This is a genomic window from Micromonospora sp. NBC_01796 (genome assembly GCF_035917455.1).
GTDB lineage: Bacteria > Actinomycetota > Actinomycetes > Mycobacteriales > Micromonosporaceae > Micromonospora_G.
This window is the reverse complement of sequence record NZ_CP109078.1, coordinates 3,557,534-3,577,060: the sequence shown is the minus strand read 5'-3', so window position 1 is coordinate 3,577,060 and position 19,527 is coordinate 3,557,534. Positions and strand designations below refer to the sequence as shown.

The 19,527-nt window shown below is 71.9% G+C and carries 17 protein-coding genes and 1 pseudogene; 7 read left to right on the top strand and 11 right to left on the bottom strand.

What is annotated here, in order from left to right; translation table 11 throughout:
• Positions 1 to 252: 252 nt before the first annotated feature.
• The 3 genes and pseudogenes from OIE47_RS16555 to OIE47_RS16545 form a co-directional block, all read left to right on the top strand.
• Positions 253 to 1,119, top strand: a pseudogene (locus OIE47_RS16555) (DUF5667 domain-containing protein); the annotation flags it as partial.
• A 430-nt stretch (positions 1,120 to 1,549) separates the two neighbouring features.
• Positions 1,550 to 2,425: an HAD family hydrolase gene (locus OIE47_RS16550; RefSeq protein WP_326562383.1), complete on the top strand. Its 876-nt coding sequence runs from the start codon at positions 1,550 to 1,552 to the stop codon at positions 2,423 to 2,425.
• Positions 2,422 to 3,591, top strand: a complete 1,170-nt coding sequence (locus tag OIE47_RS16545; RefSeq protein WP_326562382.1) for a hypothetical protein — start codon at positions 2,422 to 2,424, stop codon at positions 3,589 to 3,591. The genes OIE47_RS16550 and OIE47_RS16545 overlap by 4 nt, the downstream gene beginning before the upstream one ends.
• 9 nt (positions 3,592 to 3,600) lie before the next feature.
• Here OIE47_RS16545 and OIE47_RS16540 read toward each other — a convergent pair whose 3' ends face one another.
• The 9 genes from OIE47_RS16540 to OIE47_RS16500 form a co-directional block, all read right to left on the bottom strand.
• Entirely contained in the window at positions 3,601 to 4,506 is a 906-nt protein-coding gene (locus tag OIE47_RS16540; RefSeq protein ID WP_326562381.1) for a lysophospholipid acyltransferase family protein, read from the bottom strand.
• A complete protein-coding gene (locus OIE47_RS16535; protein WP_326562380.1) occupies positions 4,506 to 5,606 on the bottom strand; it encodes an NAD-dependent epimerase/dehydratase family protein in 1,101 nt (366 codons plus the stop codon). Before OIE47_RS16535 ends, OIE47_RS16540 begins: the two co-directional genes overlap by 1 nt.
• Before the next feature lie 123 nt (positions 5,607 to 5,729).
• Positions 5,730 to 5,831 (bottom strand): 30S ribosomal protein bS22, encoded by a 102-nt coding sequence (locus tag OIE47_RS16530; protein ID WP_020520584.1) that lies wholly within the window; start codon positions 5,829 to 5,831, stop codon positions 5,730 to 5,732.
• 252 nt (positions 5,832 to 6,083) lie between these two features.
• Positions 6,084 to 6,296 carry a helix-turn-helix domain-containing protein gene (locus tag OIE47_RS16525; protein WP_121157347.1) on the bottom strand — a complete coding sequence of 71 codons (213 nt, stop codon included), beginning with the start codon at positions 6,294 to 6,296 and terminating at the stop codon, positions 6,084 to 6,086.
• Between the two features lie 195 nt (positions 6,297 to 6,491).
• Positions 6,492 to 7,676, bottom strand: coding sequence for an ABC transporter permease (locus tag OIE47_RS16520; protein WP_326562379.1), 1,185 nt, complete (start codon positions 7,674 to 7,676; stop codon positions 6,492 to 6,494).
• Positions 7,677 to 7,721: 45 nt separating this feature from the next.
• Positions 7,722 to 8,618 (bottom strand): ABC transporter ATP-binding protein, encoded by an 897-nt coding sequence (locus OIE47_RS16515; RefSeq protein WP_326562378.1) that lies wholly within the window; start codon positions 8,616 to 8,618, stop codon positions 7,722 to 7,724.
• Positions 8,615 to 10,030: an efflux RND transporter periplasmic adaptor subunit gene (locus OIE47_RS16510; RefSeq protein ID WP_326562377.1), complete on the bottom strand. Its 1,416-nt coding sequence runs from the start codon at positions 10,028 to 10,030 to the stop codon at positions 8,615 to 8,617. Before OIE47_RS16510 ends, OIE47_RS16515 begins: the two co-directional genes overlap by 4 nt.
• Positions 10,031 to 10,119: 89 nt before the next feature.
• Entirely contained in the window at positions 10,120 to 11,445 is a 1,326-nt protein-coding gene (locus OIE47_RS16505) for a hypothetical protein (RefSeq protein ID WP_326562376.1), read from the bottom strand.
• A gap of 124 nt (positions 11,446 to 11,569) precedes the next feature.
• Positions 11,570 to 12,487, bottom strand: coding sequence for a proline dehydrogenase family protein (locus OIE47_RS16500; RefSeq protein WP_326562375.1), 918 nt, complete (start codon positions 12,485 to 12,487; stop codon positions 11,570 to 11,572).
• 348 nt (positions 12,488 to 12,835) lie between these two features.
• On the opposite strand from OIE47_RS16500, the gene OIE47_RS16495 reads away from it, so the two are divergent.
• The gene (locus tag OIE47_RS16495) at positions 12,836 to 13,441 is read left to right on the top strand and encodes a CGNR zinc finger domain-containing protein (RefSeq protein WP_326562374.1); all 606 of its coding nucleotides are present in this window, start codon (positions 12,836 to 12,838) and stop codon (positions 13,439 to 13,441) included.
• Positions 13,442 to 13,479: 38 nt separating this feature from the next.
• Here OIE47_RS16495 and OIE47_RS16490 read toward each other — a convergent pair whose 3' ends face one another.
• Positions 13,480 to 14,301: a sugar phosphate isomerase/epimerase family protein gene (locus OIE47_RS16490; RefSeq protein WP_442792165.1), complete on the bottom strand. Its 822-nt coding sequence runs from the start codon at positions 14,299 to 14,301 to the stop codon at positions 13,480 to 13,482.
• Positions 14,302 to 14,355: 54 nt separating this feature from the next.
• The gene (locus OIE47_RS16485; RefSeq protein WP_326562372.1) at positions 14,356 to 15,300 is read right to left on the bottom strand and encodes a Ppx/GppA phosphatase family protein; all 945 of its coding nucleotides are present in this window, start codon (positions 15,298 to 15,300) and stop codon (positions 14,356 to 14,358) included.
• 132 nt (positions 15,301 to 15,432) lie between these two features.
• On the opposite strand from OIE47_RS16485, the gene OIE47_RS16480 reads away from it, so the two are divergent.
• From OIE47_RS16480 to OIE47_RS16470, 3 genes are all read left to right on the top strand, one after another.
• The gene (locus OIE47_RS16480; protein WP_442792164.1) at positions 15,433 to 16,281 is read left to right on the top strand and encodes a hypothetical protein; all 849 of its coding nucleotides are present in this window, start codon (positions 15,433 to 15,435) and stop codon (positions 16,279 to 16,281) included.
• A gap of 147 nt (positions 16,282 to 16,428) precedes the next feature.
• Entirely contained in the window at positions 16,429 to 17,667 is a 1,239-nt protein-coding gene (locus tag OIE47_RS16475; protein ID WP_326562370.1) for an MFS transporter, read from the top strand.
• 314 nt (positions 17,668 to 17,981) lie between these two features.
• Entirely contained in the window at positions 17,982 to 19,472 is a 1,491-nt protein-coding gene (locus tag OIE47_RS16470; protein WP_442792106.1) for a cellulose binding domain-containing protein, read from the top strand.
• Positions 19,473 to 19,527: the final 55 nt, after the last annotated feature.

Here is a 19,527-nt window from a genome sequence, read left to right as displayed (position 1 = left end):
CCGGTGCATCCGGGATACTCAGACGCGGCACCACCGATCACTCATCGTGATACTGCGACCGAACGGCCCGTAACCGGGCAGCCTCACCGGCCGTTTGTCCCGATGCGACGGGCGGTTGCCCAGGCACACCGCCGGCCCGTCGGCCCGGCCGACTGATCGGCCACGGCCGAGCGGCCCGGACCCAAGCCACCGTCGCACGGTCGGCGACGATGCCGCCCGTACGGCCGTGACCAGCGAAGGGAGGTGCCCGCGGTGAATCTCAACCTATTCCGCCGCTGGCGCGCCGAGCGCTTCGCGCAACTCCTCGACGAAGCCAACGGTGGCCGTCGACACCACATCCGTTCCCGCGCCGACGACGACCTTACCGAACTGGTGACGGTCGGACAGCGGATGCGGGGCGCACAGCAGTCCGTCGAGGCCGAGGTCGACCCGGAGTTCCGTACCGGGTTGCGCCTGATCCTGATGGCCGCCGCCGAGCAGGCGGCGATCGACGCGGCGGCAGGCGCGGATCCGGGTGCCGAGAAGCGCGCCCGGCGAACCGCACAGCGCCCCCAGCGCAGCCGGGCCCGAGTCCGGGGCTCGGTCATCGTCGGCGTGGCCGTCGGCGCGATCGCGGTCTCCGGCATGTCCGCCGCCAGCGAGAACGCCCTGCCCGGCGACGCCCTGTACGCGGTCAAGAGGTCCACCGAACGGGCCCAGCTCGCACTGGCCAGTTCGGACCTCAGCCGGGGGCAGCTCTTCCTAGACTTCGCCCAGACCCGACTCGCCGAGGCGGTCGCGGTCCAGGGCGACGAGGCCGGCTTCGCGGCCGTTCTCGACGACATGGACGACGACACCCGCCAGGGCATCAAGCTTCTGAACACCTCCGCCGCACAGCGCCGCGACGCCGCGGCGCTGGATGCGATCGGCAAGTTCCTGACCGGCCAGCGCCGGCAGATCACCGGGCTGCTGGGCGGGGCGACCACCGCCGACAGTCAGCGGGTGGGCGAGTCGCTCGCCCTGCTCGACTCGATCGGCAAGCGCGCCGACCTGCTCCGCGCGGCGTTGCAGTGCGGCGTGGAGCCGGCCGCGCGGATCGACACCCTCGGGCCGCTGCCCCGCGCCTGCGGCACCAGCCGCGGCTCGGCCGGGGCACAGCAGAACTCCCCGCAGGAGAACCGCCCCAGCACTCCCCGGACACCGGGCACACCACGGCCGGAGACGTCGGAGGAGCCGGAGGTGACTCCGAGCGGCACCCCGGACCGGCAGTTGGAGCTCGGGCCGAACGGGAAGAAGCCGGTCTTCGACAGCACCACGCCGGTCGACGGCCGACCCGCCGAGTGACGGCAGGGCGGCGAGCACGTCAAGCATCCGCTGTGGGGTCCGGGCCGTCTGGTCCGGACCCCACAGCGCGTACGCCGCCGCGTCGCACCGAACACCCACGGCAACCGTCCGAACACCCTGCCGGGTGACCGGCGGTGCACTGCGGTAGGACGGCGCTGGATGGTGCCGGTCCCGACTAGGCTCGCTGGAGGCACGGGACGCATCCATCGAGCGGAGGGAGGTCCGCGTGGCCCGGATCCGAAAGGTGACCGTCAGTACGGACGCGCACGGTCACACCGCCGGCTGGGCAGCGACGGAACCCGAGGCGGCCCCGGCCGCACCCGTCGACCGGAGCGCCGCCGCCTTCTTCGACGTGGACAACACGATGATGCAGGGCGCCTCCATCTACTGGTTCGCCCGTGGGCTGGCCGCACGCAAGTACTTCACCACCGGTGACCTGGCCCGGTTCGCCTGGCAGCAACTGCGGTTCCGGCTGCTCGCCACCGAGCACGCGGGCGACATGTCCCACGCCAAGGAGGCCGCGCTCGCCTTCGTCGAGGGGTGGCGGGTCGAGGACGTCGAGCGGCTCACCGAGGAGATCTTCGACGAGCTGATGGCGCCCAGGATCTGGGCCGGCACCCGTGCCCTGGCCCAACTGCACCTCGACGCCGGTCAGCGGGTCTGGCTGGTCAGCGCCGCACCGGTGGAGATCGGCCGGGTCATCGCGGCCCGGCTTGGCCTCACCGGCGCGATCGGCACGGTGGCCGAGATCCACGATGGCGCGTACACCGGGCGGCTGGTCGGGGACCTGATGCACGGCCCGGCGAAGGCCGACGCGGTGTGCCAGCTCGCCTCGGTGGAGCAACTCGACCTGGCCCGATGCGTCGCGTACAGCGACTCCTCCAACGATCTGCCGATGCTCTGCACGGTCGGGCGGGCGGTCGCGATCAACCCGGACAACAACCTCCGCCGGGCCTCCCGGATGCGCGGCTGGGAGGTACGCGACTTCCGTACCGGACGGAAGGCGGCCAGGATCGCCGTACCGTCGACGGTTGCCGCGGGCCTGCTGGCCGGCGCGGTGACCGCCGGGCTTGCGGTACGTCGCCGTAAGCAGGGCCGATGACGGCGCAGCCGGCCACCGACACGGCCACCCGTACGCCCGCACCGGTCACCGGACCGACCGTCAACCCGAGGCGGCACCGGCTCGGCGGGCTGATCGGGCTGGTCGCGGCACTGGGCGCGGGCGGGGTGCTGCTCGCCCTGCCGACCGCCGACCCGGACCCGTCGCCCGGCACCCAGGTCCGCACGATCGAACAGGTGTGGCCGGACGCCCGACCGGTGGAAATCCCGGCCGCGCTGTCGGACGGGCCGGCGTACAGCCCGGTCTTCTTCCTCGACGCGCGTGCCTCGGTCGGCACCGCGCCCAGCCCGGAGGGCACCCACCTGCGGCTGGTGCTCCGGGCCGCCGACGGCACGATCCGCGAACTGCGCCGGCTGCCGATCGCGGACGGCCCGGTGTACGCCGGATTCGCCCGCGACGGCGACGAGTTCGCCTGGGCCGAGTCGGTCCCCGGGGCGGACGGTCACGGGCGTACCGAGGTGTGGGCGGCGAACCTGGCCACCGCCCAGCCTGCCCGGCGGCTCACCGCGGACACCGGCGACGTGGTCTTCTTCAACTCCCAGTACGACATGGTGATCAACTCCGGCCGGCTCTACTGGGCGTCCGTCGCACCCGACGAAGAAACGGCGACCGAGATCCGTTCGGTGGCGTTGACCGGCGGAGCGGTGTCCGTCCGTACCGAGCAGGGCGCCTGGTCCGTCTCCGCGTACCCGTGGCTGGTCAGTGCCGGGACCGGGACGAGCGGGCCGGTGCAGCTACGCAACCTCGAACAGCGCAAGGTGATCGAGGTCGACGCCACCGGCTCCGAACTGGTCACCTGTAGCCCGACCTGGTGCCGGGTGCTGGTGCTGGCCGCCGACGGACCGGGACGGATCGAGCTGATGCGCCCCGACGGCACGGACCGGCAGCAGGTGGCCGGTGGGGTGGCGACCGCCGCGGTGATCGACGTCGCAGTGCTCGACCGGTTCGAGGTGGTCTCCCTCGCCGACGCCCAGCGGACCGCGACCGACAGTCAGCAGTTGCTGCTGTACGACGTACGCGAGAAGCGGACCGTGGTGGTGAGCGACGGCAGCGGTCTGGTGCTCTGCCGGGACGGCATCCTGTGGTGGTCGACCGGGGGCAGCGACGTCACCGCGTGGCACACCCTCGACCTGCGCACCCTGAAGTAGGGCCGGCGGTCAGGGGCCGAACGGGTCCGGGCGGCGTTCCAGTAACTGGTGCAGCGTCTGCTGGATGGTCTCGCGTACCTGGTCGGCGAGGTTGAACACGACCAGCGGGTCGTCCGCCTGGTCGGCCATGCCCTCGGTCGAGATCGGCGGGCAGAACTCGATCAGCCACTTGCTCGGCAGCGGCACCAGACCCAGCGGCCCGAGCCACGGGAAGGTCGGCGTCAGCGGAAAGTACGGCAGCTTGAGCAGCCGGGCCAGTGGCTTGACGTCGGCGAGCATCGGGTACGTCTCCTCGGCCCCGACGATCGCCACCGGAATGATCGGGGTGCCCGTACGCAGTGCCGCCGAGACGAACCCGCCCCGGCCGAACCGCTGCAGCTTGTAGCGGTCGGAGTAGAGCTTGCCGACGCCCTTGAACCCCTCGGGGAACACCCCGACCAGTTCGCCCCGACCCAGCAGCCGCTCGGCGTCCGGGTTGCACGCCATCGTGCCGCCGGTCTTGCGGGCCAGTTCGGAGACGCCCGGCATCCGGAACACGATGTCGGCGCCGAGCAGCCGCAGGTAGCGGTGGGCGGGGTGCCGGTCGTGCAGCACCGCGGAGAGGATCAACGCGTCCAGGGCGACGGTGCCGGAATGGTTGCCCACCACCAGCCCCGCGCCCTCGACCGGCAGGTTCTCCACCCCGGTGACCTCGGTACGGAACCACTCCCGGTAGAGCTGGCGCAGCAGCGGATGGAACACCCGGTCGGTCAGCTCGGGGTCGAACCCGAACTCGTCGATCTCGTACTGACCGGTGAGTCGGCGGCGGAGGAACGCCAGCCCGGAGGCGACCCGGCGGTCCCAGACGTCGCCCGGCTGGTCCGGCACCGCGGGTCCGATCGGCTCCGGCGCGGGCGGGCGCCCGTTCTCACTCATCAACGGTCACTCGCCGGTGGTCGCCGGTCCGAGGGGTCGGCCACCGCGGCACGTACCTGACGGATGCCGTCCAGGATCGCCCGCTCGGCGGTGGCGAGCTGGTCGGGCCGGACCACCGTACGGTCGGTGTGTCCGCCGATGAAGTCGTCGAACGCGGCGGCGGTCGAGCGCGGGGTGAAGCCGTACTCGGCGGTGAGCCGGGTGGTGTCGACGACCCGGCCGTGCACGAAGAGATCGACCTGGTCCAGCCCGTAGCGCCCGAAACCGAGGGTACGGGCGATCCCGGCCGCACCCGACAGACCGGGTTCGAGCACCGGTACGGCGACCCGCCCGGAACGCCGGATCGCCTGGGACAGGGCGAGTACGCCCGGACCGGCGACGTTGTACGTCCCGCCGTGCTCCTCGGTGACCGACCGGTACAGCACTTCGAGCGCGTCGGAGATGTGCAGGAACTGCAGTCGCGGGTCCCGCCCGAGCACCGTCGGTACGACCCGCTGGGAGAAGTAGCGGGTCAGCGTCGTGTCGGCGGTGGAGCCGATGAACGGTGCGAACCGCAACACGGTGGCGGTGACGTCGGGCCGGCGTCGGCGGAAGCCCCGGACGTAGCCCTCGATGTCGAGGATGTCGCGGGCGAACCCGCCGCGCGGGACCGCGTGCGGCTCGGTCTCCTCGGTGAAAACCGCCGGGTCGCGGAACGACGCCCCGTACGCGGCGGTGGAGGAACGGACCACCAACCGGCGCAGCCTCGGCGCGCGTTGGCAGGCGGCGAGGAGCTGCATGGTGCCGATGACGTTCTGTTCCTTCATCGCCGCCCGCCCACCGTGCTGCTGGTCGGGGGCGGTCACCAACGCGAGGTGGACCACCGAGTCGGCGCCCAGGTCGTCGATCACCGTGCCGACCGACGCGGCGTCGGCCCGTACCCGGTCGACCCCGTCGAGCAAGGGGGCGAGTTCGGTGGACGGGTCGGCGGCGTCCAGGCCGACCACCCGCTCGATCCGGGGATCGGCGGCGAGGCGGGCCGCGACGTGGGCGCCGAGGTAGCGGCTGACCCCGGTTACCACGACAACCCCCGGTGCACCGGAGGTGCGGCCGGGGGTCATCCCACGCTCCCCGTCAGCGGGTACGGGCGCAACGGCCCGGACCACCGCGACCGTGTCACGGGTGCCTCCGAGGGTCGACGGGTGGCAAGTGGCGCCATGAGCCGGGCGAACGCCCGGCCCAGGTCACTTGCCGAGCTTGCGACGCTGGACGCGGGTCTTACGCAGCAGCTTGCGGTGCTTCTTCTTAGCCATGCGCTTGCGGCGCTTCTTGACCACCGAGCCCATACGACAGCCCTTCCGATGCAACGTGCGGGTCGGCCCGGAAGCCATCGTCGGATGGCTCCGGGAACCGAACTGGACAACGGACCGGACCCGGCTGGTGGGTGTTGGACGCACCAAGATGGGATCACGGTCGCGGTCCAGGGTAGCCGTCGCCCCTGCACAGGCCCAACGCGGCCCCATGCACAGCCGTCACGGCCCCGGCCACGACCACCCCGGCCTGCACCGCCCCGGCGCCGGAGGGCGCCGCGGGCGGGATCAGGCCGTTTCTTGAAACGCGCCGCGCAGGTACTCGTGCACCGCGTGCTCGGGCACCCGGAACGACCGGCCGACCCGCACCGCGGTGAGTTCACCGGAGTGCACGAGCCGGTAGACGGTCATCTTGGAAACCCGCATCAGAGTCGCCACCTCGGCGACGGTCAGGAACCTGACCTCCGACAACCGAGCGTCGGACTGTGGTGATCCCGTCATGGCTCACCGACCCATTCCATTCCCCGGCGCGTGCCCCCGGGCGGGCTGCTCCCGCGCCACGGCGGGCAACGCGCGTGTTACCAGTACGGTAGCGGGACGGCTGTGACCTGCGCGATCCCTTCACGCTGTTGATCATAGGTAGTCAAGCCGCCACACCGTTCTCAGCAGGCATATTCCACCCGGTAGGGGACAGAACTACTCCGCCCGCAGCGCGATCACCGGATCCAGCCGTCCGGCTCGACGGGCCGGCAGCACCCCGAAGACGATGCCCACCACCGCCGAGACCCCGAAGGCCAACGCCAGCGACCAACCGGTGACCGTCGCCGGCACCGGGGTGAGTCCGGCCACCAGCAGCGCCCCGCCGATACCGAGGCCCATCCCGGTCACCCCGCCGAGCGCGGTCAGCAGCACCGCCTCCAGGAGGAACTGCAGACCGATGTCCCGGGGCCGGGCGCCGACCGCCTTGCGCAGGCCGATCTCCCGGGTCCGTTCGCGTACGGAGACCAGCATGATGTTGGAGACGCCGACCCCGCCGACCAGCAGTGAGATGCCGGCGATGGCGGTGAGGACCCCGGTCAGCACACCGAGGATGTCGCCGAGGACGCCGAGGATCTGCTCCTGGGTCACCGCGCTGAACTCGGTGTCCGGGTGCCGGGTGGTCAACTCGCCCACGATCCGGTTGCCCAGTTCGCCGATCCGCTCCCGGTCCGGCGCTTTCACGGCGATCCCGTCGATCCGCGTCGTACCGTAGAGCCGGTGCGCGGCGGTGATCGGTACGTGCACCTCGTCGTCCCGGTCCACGCCGAGACTCTGCCCCAGCGGTGCGAAGGTCCCGATCACGCGGAACCGTACCGAGGCGATCGAGACCTGCTGGCCGATCGGGTCCCGGTCGCCGAAGAGCGTGCCGGCCACCCGCGATCCGAGCACCGCCACCCGGCGAGCGGTGTCCACATCGGACGAACCGAGGTACGCGCCCCGGTCGAGATCGCGGACGAAGACCTCCTGGGTCGTCTCCAGTACGCCCTGCACGGTGCTGAACACCGAACGGGTGCCGACCCGTACGGTCTCGCCGGAGGCGACCGTCGCGGTGACCTGACCAGCGTCACCGACCACCCGGGAGACCGCCTCGACGTCCGACAGGTCGAGCCGGGACACCGCCGGCGCGGCACCGAAGTCGAGCCGGCCCGGCACCACCACGAGCAGGTTCGAGCCGAGCCCCTCGACCTGCTGCTCGACCTCCCGCTTGGCGCCGGTGCCGATGGCCACCAGCACCACCACCGCGGCCACGCCGATGATCACGCCGAGCATGGTCAACGCGCTGCGCATCCGGTTGGCCCGCAACGCGTCCCGTGCCACCCGCCAGCCCTCAGCCAGCCGCACGATCCACCGGGTCCGGTCGGTTCAGGTGAAGCCGGAGAAGCCGGTTCACGTGGTCCCGCCTCGGCGGGGCGTGGGGAGGGGATGCGCGGGGCGAAGGCGCCCGGTGGCTCCGGCGGCGCCACCGGAGCCACCGGACGGGTGCCCCGACTCGCTTCCGGACGCGAACCGGGGCTCCGCGCTGGGAGCGGCGTCCACTATCTCAGGTGAGGAAACCGGCCCGACCGGCGCGGGCTCGTCCTCGACGATCCGCCCGTCCCGGATGATGATCTGTCGCCGCGTACGGGCGGCCAGTTGCCGGTCGTGGGTGACCAGTACGACCGCCACCCCGCGTTCCGCGTTCAACTCCTCCAGCAGGGCGAGTACGGACTCACCGGTGGCACTGTCCAGGTTGCCGGTCGGCTCGTCGGCCAGCAGTACGGCCGGCTCGGTGACCAGCGCCCGCGCGATCGCCACCCGCTGCTGCTCGCCGCCGGAGAGCTGGTTCGGCCGGTGCCCGAGCCGGTGGCCGAGGCCGACCCGTACCAGGGTTTCGGTGGCCAGCAGGCGTCGCTGCCGGGCACCGAGTCCCCGGTACACCAGGGGCAGCGCGACGTTGTCCACCGCGCTGGTCCGGGGCAGCAGGTGGAACGACTGGAACACGAAACCGATGGTCCGGTTGCGCAGGTCGGCCAGTTCGGGGGCGCTCAGGGTGCCGACGTCCCGCCCGCCGATGCGCAACAGTCCGCCGGTCGGCCGGTCCAGGCCGCCGAGCAGGTGCATCAGGGTCGACTTGCCGGACCCGGACGGGCCGACGATCGCGACGTGGTCGCCGGGCGCGATCCGCAGCGACACCCCGCGCAGCGCCGCCACCTCGCCCCCACCCAGGTCGTACGTCCGGGTCACGTCGATCGCCTCGACCGCGGCTTCGACCGGGTACCCGACCGTGGAACCGGTCCCGGTCAAGGGACCTGCTGTCCGGTACGGACCCGGTCGGTGCCGCGTACGACGAGCTGCTGTCCCGGCTGCACCCCGTCGAGGATCTGCACCAGTTCGGCCCCCTCGACACCCACGGTCACCGGCACCCGTTCCGCTCGACCGGACCGGACCAGCCACACGTTGTCCCGCCCCTCGGTGGAGAAGACCGCCGCGGCCGGCACGGTCACCGCGTCGTCGGCCTGGCGTACCCGCAGGTGGGCGACGGCGCTCATGCCGGGGCGCGGTGCGGGGGCGGGGCGCCCGTCGGGGTACCGCCCGTCGGCGAGGGCGAGCCGGACCCGGTAGCTGACCCCGGCCCCCGCCCCGGCCGCCGGCAGTACGTCGACGGCGTGCACCCGGGCGTCGTACGTGGCGCCGGTGGCGGCGTCGAACTCGACGGTCGCCGCGAGTCCGGGCGCGACCAGCAGTATGTCGGTCTCGTCCACCTCGGCGACCAGTCCCAGTTGGGCGAGGTCCACCACGGTCATGATCGGTGTTCCGGCGCTGACCAGCCCGCCCACCGGTACGGCTCCGTCGACGCCGGGCACCGCCGGGTTGGCCAGTGGCCCGAGGCTCCGGGTCGCACCCGCTCCCCCGGCGCCGCCCGCTCCCCCGGTGATGCCGGCGGCCCCGAGCAGTCCGGTGAGCGCGTCGGCCGGACCGGTGTCGTCGGCGGTGCCGCCCAACTGGACCACTCCGCCGACCGGCGCCCGCAGGGTGAGCGCGTCCACGGTCGACTTCGCCAGGTCGTACGCCTGCTGGGCCTGGATCCGCTGGGCGGTGCCGAGTGCGCCGACCGCCGCACCGAGTTGGGCAACGCCGCGCTGTGCGGCCCGTACGGCCTGGTCGGCGGCGCGGGCGGCGGTTTTGTACTGCTGTTCGGCGGCCCGGACCTGGGCGAGTTGGGCGTCCCGGAGTCCGGGTTCGGTGATCTTCCCGGCGGCGTCCCGGGCGGTGGCGAACGCGCGGGCGGCAGCCTCGTCGGTGGCGCGTTGGTTCCGCTTCAGGTCGGCGCGCCGGATGCCACCGGCGCCCCGGCCCGCCCGCTTGGCCGCGTCGAGTGCCTGCCCGGCCTGTTCGAGCCGACTCCGGGCCACCGGGGAGTCGACCACGGCGAGGATCTGGCCGGCGGTGACGGTGTCGCCGGGGTCGACCCGCAGGTCGGTCAGGACGCCGTCGGCGGGCGCGCTGAGGGTCGCCACCGCACGGGCGGTGACGCTGGCCGGGGCGTCGACCAGTTCGGCGACGCTGGCCCGCGACGCGCTGGCGAGGGTGACCGGGGTGGGCTCGTCGCCGCACGCGGCAGCGCCCAGGCTTACCAGGACAACCGAGCCGACAACAAGGGCAGGCAGGAGGGGCCGCGACGCTGCGTACACGGGCGGCGACGGAACGCGACTCACGGCCTCATGCTACGAGCAACACCCCTGGTACGAGCACCGCGACGCGCGGTGCACCCACCCCCGGCCGTACAGCCGGCCGCTCTCGTCGGTCAGCGGGCGACGCTGCGGGCGTACCCCACGCACTCGTTGTGCAGGGCGCTCCAGTCCACGCCGAACGCCTGTTGGGCGGCGTCCCCCACCGAGCGCCCCTCGTGCACCACCAACCGGTAGAAGGCCAGCAGGTCCTCCTCGCCGAACCGATCCACCAGGTAGCGGACGGCCAGGTAACCGACCCCGTAGCTGCCCGAGACCCGCCAGTCCTCCGCGCTGTCGGCCGGCTCGACCGATTCGAGCTTGCCGTTCCAGCCGCCGCCGGCGGCGAGCAGCCGGGTCACGTCGGCGAGTCCCTCGTACTGGGCCACCGGGCGGCCACCGGCACCGGCGTACTCGGCGATCCCCTCGACCAGCCACCAGTTCTCGCTGCTGGCGTAACCCCGGCCGGGCAGCGAGGCGGCATGCGTCATCTCGTGCCGCAGCAGGTCGTCGACGGCCGTACGGTGCAGCCCGTCGCCGTTGAGCACCACGTCGAACCGGTCGCCACCGATACCGACCGCGTACCCGCCGGTCCAGGCCGGTCGGCCGCCCCCGTACCAGAGTTTCCACTCGGCACCGGGGGCGTAGAAGATCCGGTAGACGTCCGGGCGGGTGCCGCCGACGGCGTACCGGTCGGCCACCACGGCCGCCTGCTCGGCCGCCTTGAGCAGGTCGGGGAGCTTGTCGCGTACCGTCTGCGGGACCGCGACCAGGGTCCGGGCGCCGATGCCGACCGCGAGGTCGCTGACCTCCCACGGCCTCGGTCCGTCCGTCCCGGACATGGACGGCTCGATGGCGATCAGGCGCGGCTGCGGGCGGACGTCGTCCCACCGGGTGCCGATCGTCACCGGACCGGTACGGCAGTCCGTCAGGACGAAGCAGTGTCCGATGGTGACCAGGACCCGCCACTCGCTGGTGTTGCTGTTCATCCGGGTCGGCCGGCCGTTGAGCGACGGATGCCAGGCGGCGACCTTCATCGACCGGAGCACCCGGAACTGTCGCTTCAGGTCGGCGGCAGCCGGTGACGCCGGATCGGCCACCGCGAGGAAGCCCTGCTCGTCGCCGCGCAGCAGCGCCTGCGCCTGCTGGTCCAGGAGGGCGTCGATTCGCTCACCGAGCCAGGCCGCGGTGACCTCCACCGGATCGCCCGGCTCGGGGCTGACCGCCGGCGTCGCGCTGGCGGCCGTGTCGGGCAGGCTCGCCGGGTCCGGCATCCGGGCGATCAGCACCGCCGTCAACCCGACCGGCACCCCGCAGAACAGCAGCACCCCGACGACACCGAGAGCCACCCACAACGGCCACCGCCACCGGCGCACCGGCCGCGTGTCCACCCCGTCGATCACCCACGGGAGAGTACGACATCCCCCTGTACGCCGGATGCCCGCATATCCCCCGTACGGCAATCATCCGTACGCACCAGCCTCCACCCTCCCCTGTGGAGGCACGACCCGGCGTGGGGACTCCGGATCAGCTCCGGGAGAGCAGGGCGCGGGCGAAGAAGACCAGGTTCGCCGGGCGTTCGGCGAGCCGGCGCATCAGGTAGCCGTACCAGTCGCTGCCGTAGGGCAGGTAGGTCCGGACCGTGTGCCCCTCGCCGGCCAGCCGGATCTGCTCCTCCGGTCGGATGCCGTAGAGCATCTGGAACTCGAACTCGTCCGGCGAACGGTCGAACCACCGGGCCCGGTCCTGGCCGATCGCGATCAGGCGCGGGTCGTGGGTGGCGAGCATCGGGTAGCCGTCACCGGAGAGCAGGATGTTGAGGCAGCGGACGTACGACTTGTCGACGTCGCGCGCCGACTGGTACGCCACCGACTCCGGCTCCTTGTACGCCCCCTTGCAGAGCCGTACCCGGGACCCGGCGGTGGCCAGTTCCCGGCAGTCCGCCTCGGTCCGCCGCAGGTACGCCTGGAGCACCGCACCGGTCGACGGGAAGTCCTTGCGCAGCCGCGCCAGGATGTCCAGCGTCGAGTCGGTGGTGGTGTGGTCCTCCATGTCGAGGGTCACCGTGGTGCCGGCAGCCGCGGCGGCGGTACAGATCGCCCGTACGTTGTCGTAGGCGAGCTTCTCGTCGAACTTCTGCCCGAGGGCGGAGAGTTTGACGCTGACCTCGGCGGCCGGGGTCAGGTCGGCCCCGGCGAGCACGGTCAGCAGGGTGAGGTACTCCTCCCGGACCGCGGTGGCCTGCTCGGGGGTCACGGTGTCCTCCCCGAGGTAATCGAGGGTCACCGCCAGCCCGCTGCCGACGAGTTCACGGGTGGCACGGAGTGCGTCGTCGGTGGCGGTGCCGGCGACGAATCGGCGTACGACGTCCCGGGTGTACGGGGCCGTCTCGACGAGCCGCTCGACCCGGGATGACCGGGAGGCGGCGAGGATGACCGAGCGCATGCTGGGAGCGTAACGCCCGCCGTCGGGCCGGAACCGGGCAGCGGGCAGGTCCGATCCGCCGGACCCGGGCTCGGGCGGTTCCCGACCGGCCGGCGAGGGTTACGTGGAAGTTGCGACTTTCACCCAACGGACCACTCGCCGGGGCCATGAGAACTTTTTCCGGAACACCCTTAGCTGTTGCCGGCATTTCTCGATTCGTCACCACGGATGACGGAGTATGTCATCAGCCACTGGGTCCGGCGCGGGTCGGGCAATCACAAAGTGAAAGCCTTATCACTGATACACGCCCGGCTTCTACGGCACTACGGTCACGCGCCACTTCGGCCGCGAATCGTCTACGGTTGTCGGGTGAACTTCGACGCGTACGCCCGGACCGGAGTTGACCTTGTCAACGCGCGCCTGGACGACCTCGACGACCTGAAGGCGCTCTTCGCCGACGAAAACCTCTGGATGCGCGATGAGGTGGCCGAACGCGACGTGGCGATATTCCGCCGCGCACAGAAGCGTCTGCGTGACGTCTTCGAATTCGGCACCTCCGGCCGCGACGCGGCCGCGGTGACCGAACTGAACTCGCTACTCGAGACCTTTCCCGTGCAGCCCCGCATTTCCGGTCACGGATCCAGCGACTGGCACATGCACGTGACCAGCCGGGGCGCCTCGGTCAGCGCGGAGTATCTGGCCGGCGCGGTCTGGGGTCTTTCGGTCTGGCTCTGCGAGTACGGCAGCGCCCGGTTCGGCGTCTGTGCCGACGACCGCTGCGGCAACGTCTACCTGGACACCTCGTCCAACTGTTGCCGCCGGTTCTGCTCGGAGCGCTGCGCCACCCGCTCGCACGTCGCCGCCCACCGGGCCCGGAAGCGGGCCGCGGTCCAGGGGGCGGTGCAGGCGGCGGCCGTACCCAAGCCGAGCGTCCCCAAGTCCACCCTCCCCGCACCGACCCTCACCAAGGTCTGAGAGCCCGGCCCCCACCCCAACCGAAGTTTCTACCTCGGTTAATGCTTGAGGGTGGGGGCGGTGGCCAGGTGTTCGCGGGCGAAGGTCAGCGCCGCGCCGAGGTCCGCCTCGCGGGCGGCGCGGCTCTTGGCGCCCCGGGTCGACACCTCGACCGCGATCGCGCCGGTGAACCCGCGACCGGCCAGCGAGGCGAGCAGTTCGGCGCACGGCTGGTTGCCCCGGCCGGGCACCAGGTGCTCGTCGCGCCCCTCGCCGGTGCCGTCACCGAGGTGGACGTGGGCGAGCTTCGCCCCCATCATGTCGGCCATCTCGAGCGAGTCGGTGTGCGAGGCGGCACAGTGCGACAGGTCGAGGGTGTACGCGTCATACCCGGTGTCGGTCGGGTTCCAGCTCGGCACGTACGGGACGAACTCCCGTCCGGCCATCCGGACCGGGTACATGTTCTCCACCGCGACCTGCACCGCCGGGTGGTCCTCGGCCAGTCCGTCGAGGATCGGGCCGAAGGAGCGGGCGTAGTCGCGCTGCCAGGTGAAGGGCGGGTGCACCACCACGGTCGGCGCCCCGAGCGTCTCGGCCAGCTCCACCGCCCGGCGCAGTCGCTGTCCCGGATCGTTGCTCCACACCCGCTGGGTCACCAGCAGGCACGGGGCGTGCACCGAGAGCACCGGTACGCCGTAGTGCTCGGCCAGACCACGCAGGGCACCGCCGTCCTGACTCACCGCATCGGTCCAGACCATGACCTCGACACCGTCGTACCCGAGGGCGGCGGCGAGTTCGAAAGCCGCCGCCGTCGGCTCGGGGAAGACCGAGGAACTGGACAGGAGCACAGGGGTCGCCACGGTTGTCAGCGTAGCTCTCAGCGGCACGAGCGCCACCGACAAGATGCCCTAAACCGCCCGTATCCGCAGGTCAGGTCATGCGGGTTCGAGTTGGTCCAACCGGCGCAGGATGACCCCTTCACGCAGTGCCCACGGGCAGATGTCCAGCGACTCGATGCCCAGCCGCCGCATCACCGCCTCCGCCACCACCGCACCCGCCAGTAGCTGGTGCGCCCGGCTGCTGCTCACCCCCTCCAACTCCGAGAGCTTGCTCGGCGGAATGTGCCGGATGAACCCGATCACCTGGCGGAGGCCGTGCTGGGAGAGGCTGCGCCGGGCCCAGAGACCGGCGCTGGAGGGGGCGGCCCCGGCCAGCCGGGCGAGCATCCGGAACGTCTTCGAGGTGGCCACCGGTCGTTCCCAGCCGACCTGGGTCATCCGCTCCACCACCGGGTCGAGCATCGAGTCGACGTACTCCTCGAGTTCCGCCACGGCCAGGGCCGACGGCGGCTCGGTGGTGCTGGGATCGACCCTGAGCCGCTCCCTGGTCAGTCGCCCGGCGCCCAGCGGCAGCGAGAGCGCGATGTCCGGGTCCTCGTCGATGCCGGCCGCGACCTCCAGGGACCCGCCACCGATGTCGAGCACCAGGAGTCGGCCGGCCGACCAGCCGAACCAGCGACGGACCGCGAGGAACGTCGCCCGCGCCTCGTCCGCCCCGGACAACACCTCGAGCTGTACGCCGGTCTCGGCCCGTACCCGGCCCAGCACGTGCGCCGCGTTCTTCGCGTCCCGGACGGCCGAGGTGGCGAAGGCGAGCAGGTCGTCGACGGTCAGCCGGGCGGCCGACGCCTTCGCCTCGGCGACCGACGCCACCAGCGCGTCCTCGCCGCTTCCGGTCAGCTCCCCGTTGCGACCGATCTGCTCGGCCAGGCGCAGTACGGCCTTTTCCGAGTGCGCCGGCCACGGGTGGGCGCCATGGTGGGCGTCGACCACGAGGAGGTGGACCGTGTTGGAACCGACGTCGAGTACTCCGAGCCGCATGCCGAAACCCTAGACTCGCCCGTCGCCCGGTTCCGCCCGCACCCGGCGCACCGCGCCCGAAACGGCAGCTACCCGGCCTGGTAGACCCACCGGGCGTACGCTGACCAGGTGGCAGGCCGTACGCAGCTCCGCATTCTGGTCCAGGATCCGACCGACCCCCGTAGCCGGGAGGTCGACCTCGACTTCCCCAGGGAGTGGATCGAGTTCCTCGACCCCGCGGACTCCGAGCATCTCGTCCGCGCCGACCTGACCTGGTTGCTGTCCCGTTGGACCTGTGTCTTCGGCAAGGGCTGTCACGGCATCATCGCCGGCCGGGCCGCCGACGGGTGCTGCTCGCACGGCGCGTTCTTCACCGACGACGATGACGAGCAGCGGGTGAAGGCGGCGGCCAGCCGGCTCACCCCGCAGACCTGGCAGCACTACCGGCGGGGTTTCAAGAAGTACACCGAGATGGACACGGTCGACGGCAAGACGCCGGCCCGGCGTACCGCGACCCAGTCGTCCGGTGAGGGGCCGTGCGTCTTCCTCAACGACGCCGACTTCGCCGGTGGCGGCGGCTGTGCCCTGCACGGTCAGGCGCTGCGCGACGGGGTGCACCCGCTGGAGTACAAGCCGGACGTCTGCTGGCAGCTACCGGTCCGGCGGGACCAGGACTGGACCAAGCGCCCGGACGGCACCAAACTGCTGGTCTCGACGCTGAGCGAGTTCGACCGGCGGGGCTGGGGAGCTGGCGGACACGATCTCGACTGGTGGTGCACCTCCTCGCCGGAGGCGCACGTCGGCCAGGAGGCCATGTACCTGTCGTACGCGGCCGAGCTGACCGCGTTGATCGGCGCGCCCGCGTACGCGAAGCTGGCCGAGCTGTGCGAGGCGCGCGGGAAGCGGGGCCTGGTGGCGCCGCACCCCGCCACCCCGGAGCCCCCGCCCACCCGGCGGGTCACCATCGGCCGCAAACCGGCCACCCCGACCGCCGCCCCCTGACCGGCGCAGCCGCCCTGGTCAGAGTGGCGTGGATGACAATCACTTGGCACTGACAGACAGGTTTGTCTAGCCTGGCCGAGCTAGACAAACCTGTCTGTTCGTGCGCCTGTCCACGAGGAAGTCGCGCCCGTCCGCGAGAGAAGCCCGATGACCTCCCTGCTTGCCACCCCACCCGTCACCCGTGCCCCGACCCGGTCCCGAAGGCTGCCCACCGCCGTCGGATTCTGGCTGCTCGCCTCGATCGTGGTGGCGTTCCTCGCCGGCTCCAGCGCCCCGACCCCGCTCTACGCCATCTACCAGGCCGAATGGGGCTTTTCGCCGATCACGGTGACCCTGGTCTTCGGGGTGTACGCGCTGGCCGTACTGGTCGCGCTGCTCACCGTCGGCTCGCTCTCGGACCACGTCGGGCGCCGGCCGGTACTGATCGCGGCCATCGCCGTCCAGGCGGCGACCATGCTGGTGTTCGCCGCCGCCGACGGCGTACCGGAACTGATGGTCGCCCGGATCCTCCAGGGCCTCTCGACCGGCGCCGCCGCCGGTGCCATCGGTGCCGGCATGCTCGACCTCAACCAGGCCAAGGGCGCGATCACCAACGCGGTCGGACCCATGGTCGGTACGGCCACCGGTGCCCTCGGCTCCGGACTGCTGGTCCAGTACCTGCCGGCCCCGGCCCACCTGGTCTACCTGGTGCTGTTCGGCATCTTCGTGCTCCAGGGCGTCGGCGTGCTCCTGATGCGGGAATCGTCGTCCCCCCGACCCGGCGCGCTGGCCTCGCTGCGACTCCAGTTCGCCCTGCCCCCGGTCGCCCGCCGCCCCCTGCTGCTGGCCGTACCGGCCCTGGTAGCGGCGTGGGCCCTCGCCGGCTTCTACGGGTCACTCGGCCCGAGCGTGGTACGCCTGGTCGCCGGCTCCAACTCGTTCGTACTCGGCGGGCTCGCCCTGTTCACCCTCGCGGCCAGCGGCGGTGTCCTGGTGCTGCTGCTGCGGGCCGCCTCCCCCCGTACGTTGATGTTCGTCGGCACCGCCGGCCTGTTCGTGGGGGTGGGCATCACCCTGCTCGCCATCACCGCCACCTCGGAAGCCCTCTTCTTCGTCGGGACCGTGGTGGCCGGAGCGGGCTTCGGGGCCGGCTTCCAGGGCGCGATCCGGACCGTGATCCCGCTGGCCAGGCCGCACGAACGCGCCGGGGTGCTCTCCGTGATCTACCTGGTGTCGTACCTGGCCATGGGCCTGCCCGCGGTGATCGCCGGCTTCCTGGTCGTGCACGCCGGCGGAGTCCTGACCACCGCCCGGGAGTACGGCATCGCGGTCATGGCGCTCGCCGCCCTGGCCCTGCTCGGCCTGACCCTGGCCCGCCCCGCCCGCCGCCCCCACCTGGCCGCATAACCGCCGCCGTTCCCACCCGACCCCATCACCGCCGCCGGTCCCACCCGACCCCAGCACCGCCGCCGGTCCCACCCGACCCCAGCACCGCCGCCGGTCCCACCCGGCCTCGTGGCCGCCGGTCCCACCTGGGCCTCGCGTCCGCCGATCCCTCCGATCGGGATGGCCCCCTCCTGTCGCTCTTCGCGGACGGGGCGGGGGCCTTCCCGTCGCTTCCGTCCTTGACCCCGTCGATAACTGTTAGGTTTACTAACTGATCGAGCACGGTCGTTCCGTGCCGGGCGGTTCCGCCCATCGATCGACGGAAGGCCCTGCCTGTGACACTCACCCCGGTCGGCCGTACGGCCCTCGGCGCATCGGTCGCCGCCACCCTCGCCGTCGCCACCACCCTGGCCCTCACGCCCACCGCACACGCCGCCGGCCCCGTACTGACCGCCACCTTCACCCAGTCCTCGGCGTGGGGCAGCGGCTACGCCGCCGCGTACACGATCCGCAACGGTGGGGACGCCGCCGCCAACGGCTGGGTGGTCGAGTTCGACCTGGCCGCCGGTTCCACCGTCAGCACCTCCTGGGACTCCGTACGCAGCCAGTCCGGGCAGCGTTACCGGTTCGCCAACGCCGGGTGGAACGGCACCGTGGCACCCGGCGGCACGCAGAGCTTCGGCTTCAACGTCAGCGGCCTCGCCACCCCGACCAACTGCACCCTGAACGGCGCGCCCTGCACCGGTGGCCCAACCCCACCTCCCCCGACCACCACGCCCCCGCCGACGACCCCTCCACCGAGCACGCCGCCGCCGACCACCGGCCCGCCGACCTCACCACCGCCGACCACACCTCCGCCCAGCGGGCCGACGGTGAACGTGAGCACCGCGGCGGAACTCAGGTCCGCACTGGCCGCCGCCCAGCCCGGCCAGACCATCCGGCTGGCGGCGGGCACCTACCGTGGCTCGTTCGTCGCCCAACGGGCCGGCACGGCGTCCGCCCGGATCACCCTGACCGGGCCGCGCGGCGCCGTACTGATCAACGACGGCCCGTCGGGGAGCGGCCCGTCGTGTCCGGCACCGACCACCGGCTGGGATTCCGGGTACGGCGTGTGGCTCTTCAACGCCCCGTACTGGAATCTGTCCGGTTTCACGGTGGCGGAGTCGAAGAAGGGGATCATGCTCGACAACTCGCACCACGTCACCATCGACGGGGTGTACGTGCACCACACCGACGAGGAGGGTGTGCACTTCCGGCGCTCGTCGTCGGACGGGATCCTGCGCAACTCGCAGGTCGAGTACACCGGCCTGGTCCAGCCCGGCTACGGCGAGGGCGTCTACCTCGGCTCGGCCCAGTCGAACTTCGACTGTCACGGCAACTCGGGCGGGATCGACCGCTCGGACCGGGTGCAGGTGTTGGACAACCGGATCGGCCCGTACGTGACCGCCGAGCACCTCGACATCAAGGAGGGGACCGAGGGCGGCGTGGTACGGGGCAACACCTTCGACGGCCGGGGCATCACCGGTCAGAACTCCGGTGACTCCTGGGTCGACGTCAAGGGCAACGGTTACCTCTTCGAGCGGAACACCGGCTCGTTCAGCCCACCGGGGACCTTCGCCAACGGCTACGAGACCCACAACCTGCTCACCGGCTACGGCTGCGGCAACACCTGGCGAAGCAACACGTCGAACCTCGGTGGGGTGGGCCGCTGGGCCATCAACGTCACCTCAACCTCGAAGTGCCCCAACAACCCCAACACCGTCCACACCACCAACACGGTCACAGCAGCCCTAAACGGCCTAACCAACATCCCCACCACCCCCTGACACCCACCCCCTGACACCCACCCCCTGACACGCGCGTTGATCATGAAGTTAGCGC